This window comes from Lentiprolixibacter sp. (genome assembly GCF_982873095.1).
Window position 1 is genome coordinate 1 of sequence record NZ_CEYNTP010000240.1, and the last position, 4,151, is coordinate 4,151.

Annotated in this window: 5 protein-coding genes; 3 read left to right on the top strand and 2 right to left on the bottom strand. The window is 43.5% G+C overall.

What is annotated here, in order from left to right; genetic code table 11:
* Both AC4E7D_RS12320 and AC4E7D_RS12325 read right to left on the bottom strand, forming a co-directional pair.
* Nucleotides 1-251 (bottom strand): PUR family DNA/RNA-binding protein (locus AC4E7D_RS12320; RefSeq protein WP_490174090.1); only part of this gene is annotated, 251 nt, incomplete at its 3' end.
* A gap of 77 nt (nt 252-328) precedes the next feature.
* Entirely contained in the window at nt 329-2,083 is a 1,755-nt protein-coding gene (locus tag AC4E7D_RS12325) for an ABC transporter ATP-binding protein (protein ID WP_490174091.1), read from the bottom strand.
* A gap of 167 nt (nt 2,084-2,250) precedes the next feature.
* Here AC4E7D_RS12325 and AC4E7D_RS12330 point away from each other — a divergent pair, with 167 nt between their 5' ends.
* The 3 genes from AC4E7D_RS12330 to yajC are packed head-to-tail and all read left to right on the top strand — an operon-like array spanning nt 2,251 to nt 4,030.
* The gene (locus AC4E7D_RS12330; RefSeq protein ID WP_490174092.1) at nt 2,251-3,195 is read left to right on the top strand and encodes a transcription antitermination protein NusB; all 945 of its coding nucleotides are present in this window, start codon (nt 2,251-2,253) and stop codon (nt 3,193-3,195) included.
* A gap of 44 nt (nt 3,196-3,239) precedes the next feature.
* The gene (locus AC4E7D_RS12335; protein ID WP_490174093.1) at nt 3,240-3,722 is read left to right on the top strand and encodes a DUF1573 domain-containing protein; all 483 of its coding nucleotides are present in this window, start codon (nt 3,240-3,242) and stop codon (nt 3,720-3,722) included.
* A gap of 20 nt (nt 3,723-3,742) precedes the next feature.
* Nucleotides 3,743-4,030, top strand: a complete 288-nt coding sequence (gene yajC / locus AC4E7D_RS12340; RefSeq protein ID WP_490174094.1) for a preprotein translocase subunit YajC — start codon at nt 3,743-3,745, stop codon at nt 4,028-4,030.
* The last annotated feature ends 121 nt before the right edge of the window (nt 4,031-4,151 follow it).

Below are 4,151 nucleotides of genomic sequence, written 5' to 3' on the forward strand. Positions count from 1 at the left end.
TCATCAATAATGAAGTCCATCATTTCCTCCATGATATTGCGAAACGCCTGGAAATCCTCTTTGTAAAGATAAATTTTGTGTTTTTTGTAGTGAAAAGAGCCGTCCTCATGGGTGAATTTTTTGCTTTCAGTGATCGTGAGGTAATAATCTCCGGCTTTCGTGCTCCTTACGTCAAAAAAATACGTACGTCTACCTGCTCTGAGGACTTTGGAGTGAATTTCCTCCTGGTCCATTAAATCTTTGTCGCTCATTTCGGCTGATTCTGGTTAGTATATCTGCTTTAGATGAGCTCAAAAATGTAAAAAAAATGCGGTTTCCGCAACTTTTTCTAGCTTTCTTTCTCGGACAACTGGTGCATATAGAGCTCTTTGTAATAGCCCTCCTGTGCTACCAGAAGATCGTGAGTTCCTTCCTGAAGGATATTCCCATCTTCCAAAACCAGGATCTTGTCTGCATTTTTTGCAGAGGATACCCGGTGGCTTACGATAAAGGTAGTACGGTTGCGTGATGCTTTTTTAAGGTTATTGAGGATCTCTTCCTCAGTCTCCGTATCTACCGCAGACAGGCAATCATCAAACAAATAGATTTCCGGGTCCCTCAGCAGGGCGCGGGCAATGGACACACGCTGCTTCTGGCCACCGCTCAGGGTAATACCCCGCTCCCCAAGCACCGTTTCATAGTTTTTGGCAAATCCCATGATATTGTCGTGTACCACCGCCATCTTGGCTACTTCCTCAATTTCCTCTGCATCCGCATCTTCATCACCAAATTTGATATTGTTTTTTATGGAATCCGAAAAAAGGAAGGCGTCCTGGGGCACGGCCCCTATGGCTGACCGCAGGTTATTTAGGTTCAGTTCTTTGATGGGGACACCATCTATACGGATTTCTCCGGAATTGACGTCGTATAAGCGCGTTATAAGGTCCAGAATGGTAGATTTTCCCGAGCCTGTTTTCCCCAGGATAGCAATCGTTTCCCCTGCTTTTACACTGAAAGATATGCCATTCAGGGCCTTGATTTGAGTGTCCTCATAGGTAAAGGAAACATTGTCAAATTCAACTTCGCCCTGAATAGCCTTTTCCTCCTTCTGCTCATGCTTTATTTCTGGTTCTTTCTTCAGAAATTCGTTTATGCGTTTTTGAGAAGCCTCTGCCCTTTGCACAATGGAAGTCAGCCAGCCTACAATCGCTACAGGCCAGGTAAGCATATTGACGTATAAGATGAATTCTGCTATAATTCCGAAGGTGGCTATTTCACCATTCAGATACTGTATTCCTCCAACATAGATCACACACAGGTTGGAGATCCCGATAAGCAGGATCATCAGCGGAAAGAACCAGGCATTGACTTTTGCCAGGTCCATGCTTTTGTCCTTCCCTTCATGCGCCAGGACCCGCATTTCTTCGTTCACCTGGGGTTCCAGATTATAGGCCTTAATGACCGAAACCCCGGAAAAGGATTCCTGGGCAAAAGTGGATAGCCTGGACAGGAATTCCTGCACAACGGTACTTCTTTTGTGGATGATCCGACTGATCTGATAAATCAGAATAGACAGTATGGGTAGTGGAACGAGAGCATAAAAGGCAATAGTGGGGGCTTTGATGAACATCAGTGGAATGAGGCATACAAATAGTGTAAGCGTTTGCATGCCGTACATAATGGCAGGCCCAGCATACATGCGTACCTGGGTGACATCCTCGCTGATACGGTTCATAAGGTCGCCCGTTCGGTTGCGTTTATAAAAATCCAAATTCAGGACCTGGTAATGATCATAGACTTCATTCTTAAGGTCGTATTCGATGTAACGGGAAACATTGATTATGGTTTGCCGCATGAGGAAGGTGAAAAACCCGGACAGCAGCGCCGCTCCAACAATGATAAGGATATACTCCAGCAACAGATCCCTGGCAAGGGTCTCGGCCATTTCTCCTCTCACGTACTTTTCTACTACCTCAATGGAGTTTTTTACATAGGAAGGCATCACCAGTTGGAATACACGGGCAATAATGGTGATGATTATCCCGATGAAAAGTTTGAGCCAGTACTTCTTGAAATACTTGTTGAGGTGCTTGAGTTCTTTCATTAGCTGGTTGGTAGGAGCCCCGTTAACCTTATGGGCAAATATAGCGGATAGACTTGGAAACAAATGTTATAAAAGTGATAAGAATAATTGATTCAATTCCGAAGGGCATTGATGAGATTTGTTATTTTTGCTCCGCGAACAGGAAATAACCCTAAAGTTCTTTTAACATGCTAACAAGAAGGCAACTGCGTATAAAGGTTATGCAATGTATCTATGCGCTGATCAAGTCAAAGGATGACTCCCTTGAAAAACAACAAAAGTTTTTAAAGGTCAGTGTTGAAAATACATTTACCCTTTACCTGTTGATGATGAGTCTTTTCCGTGAGATCTATCAACTTGCTCAGCGCCACGTGGAGCATTCCTCCCGGCAGTACCTGGCCGCAGAAATTTCCTATCCCAACCCCAAAAAGTTCCTCGAAAACCAACTCCTGATACAAATTGCCACCAATGACCTGCTTGAAAAAGAATTGCAGCGAAGGAAACTAAATGCATGGTACCTTCACGAGGATTATGTGAACATCCTCTATAAAGACATCGTTGGAAGTTCTTCCTATCAGAAATATATGCAGCAAGAAGGGCAATCCTATGAAGAGGACCGGGAATTGCTTATTTCCCTTTTTCGCGAAGTGATCGCCCCGAATGAAAAAGTGTACGAATACCTGGAAGACGACAAACTCACCTGGGTTGACGACATTCCCCTGGTTAACACCTTTATCGTCAAGAAATTGAAAAAAATGCGGGGGGAAGACCATAAGGGCTACATGCTGCCCAAGTTACTGAAGGATAGTGAAGACATGGAATTTGCCGAGGAGCTTCTGGCCAAAACCCTCTTGCATAATTCGGCCTTTGAAAATGAAATTGTCAATAAAACCCCCAATTGGGACAAGGACCGGATTGCCGAGATAGATGCCATCCTGCTTAAGATGGCCATATGCGAATTGTGGCATTTCCCCTCGATCCCCGAACGGGTAACCCTTAACGAATATCTCGAGATCGCAAAAGAATACTCCACTCCAAAGAGCAGTATTTTTATCAACGGTATCCTGGACAAACTGGTGAGGGAATACAAGGCCTCCGGAAAACTCAAAAAAACAGGAAGGGGACTATTGTAACCAAATTATCCGTAATTTTGCCAAAAATTAAATCTCATCTAAATATGAAAAGGATTCTTTTTTCTCTGATCATGATTGCAGGGCTGATTGTGGTATCCTGTAAAGAAAAGGCCACTGAAAAAATTAATGCATCCAATGTTGAGGTAGCAGCTGAACGCGATGCGAGTTCCAAAAATCTACCAGTAATGTCATTCGACAAGTCTGAACACGATTTTGGTGTAATTGAGCAAAATGCTCCACAGGAAACGGTGTTTACCTTTACCAATACCGGGAATGCACCTTTGATCATCACCAATGCAACCAGTAGCTGTGGATGTACCGTGCCAGATTATCCCAAGAATACCCCTATTGCCCCGGGAGAAAGCGGGGAACTTCTGGTAAGGTTCAACGGAGCTGGTCAAAATCAGGTTACCAAAACCATTACCGTATCTGCAAATACGGCCAAGGGTTCTGAAATCTTGAGGATCAAAGCTTTTGTCACCCCAAAATCCACCTCAACGGCGACTACTTTAGGGCCGGTTAAATAAATTTAAACAAAACAGAATCAATGGAAGGTTTAGGTCAATTTCTTCCCTTACTGCTGATTTTCGTCGTGGCGTATTTCTTTATGATCCGCCCACAGATGAAACGGCAAAAAGACGAGAAAAAATTTGCGGATGCCCTGAAAAAGGGGGATAAAATTATCACTAAAAGCGGACTTCACGGAAAAGTCCTTGAGATCAACGATAAGGATTATTCCTGCGTCATTGAAACCATGGCCGGCAAGTTGAAGTTCGACCGTTCCGCCATTTCCATGGAGTTGAGCAAGAAGTTAAATCCTCCCAAAGGGAAATAAACGCTTCGCATAAATTTTGAGAAAAACACCGGATTTACTCCGGTGTTTTTTTATCCCTAATATTTAAAACCATATCTTAAAGGAGTAACCAATACCAATAAATATGCGTACCAACAGGCGA

Excerpts from the sequence above, each read along its gene's own strand:
- AC4E7D_RS12325 (WP_490174091.1), bottom strand. The coding sequence starts at position 2,083 with ATGAAAGAACTCAAGCACCTCAACAAGTATTTCAAGAAGTACTGGCTC.
- AC4E7D_RS12330 (WP_490174092.1), top strand. The coding sequence starts at position 2,251 with ATGCTAACAAGAAGGCAACTGCGTATAAAGGTTATGCAATGTATCTAT.
- AC4E7D_RS12335 (WP_490174093.1), top strand. The coding sequence starts at position 3,240 with ATGAAAAGGATTCTTTTTTCTCTGATCATGATTGCAGGGCTGATTGTG.
- yajC (WP_490174094.1), top strand. The coding sequence starts at position 3,743 with ATGGAAGGTTTAGGTCAATTTCTTCCCTTACTGCTGATTTTCGTCGTG.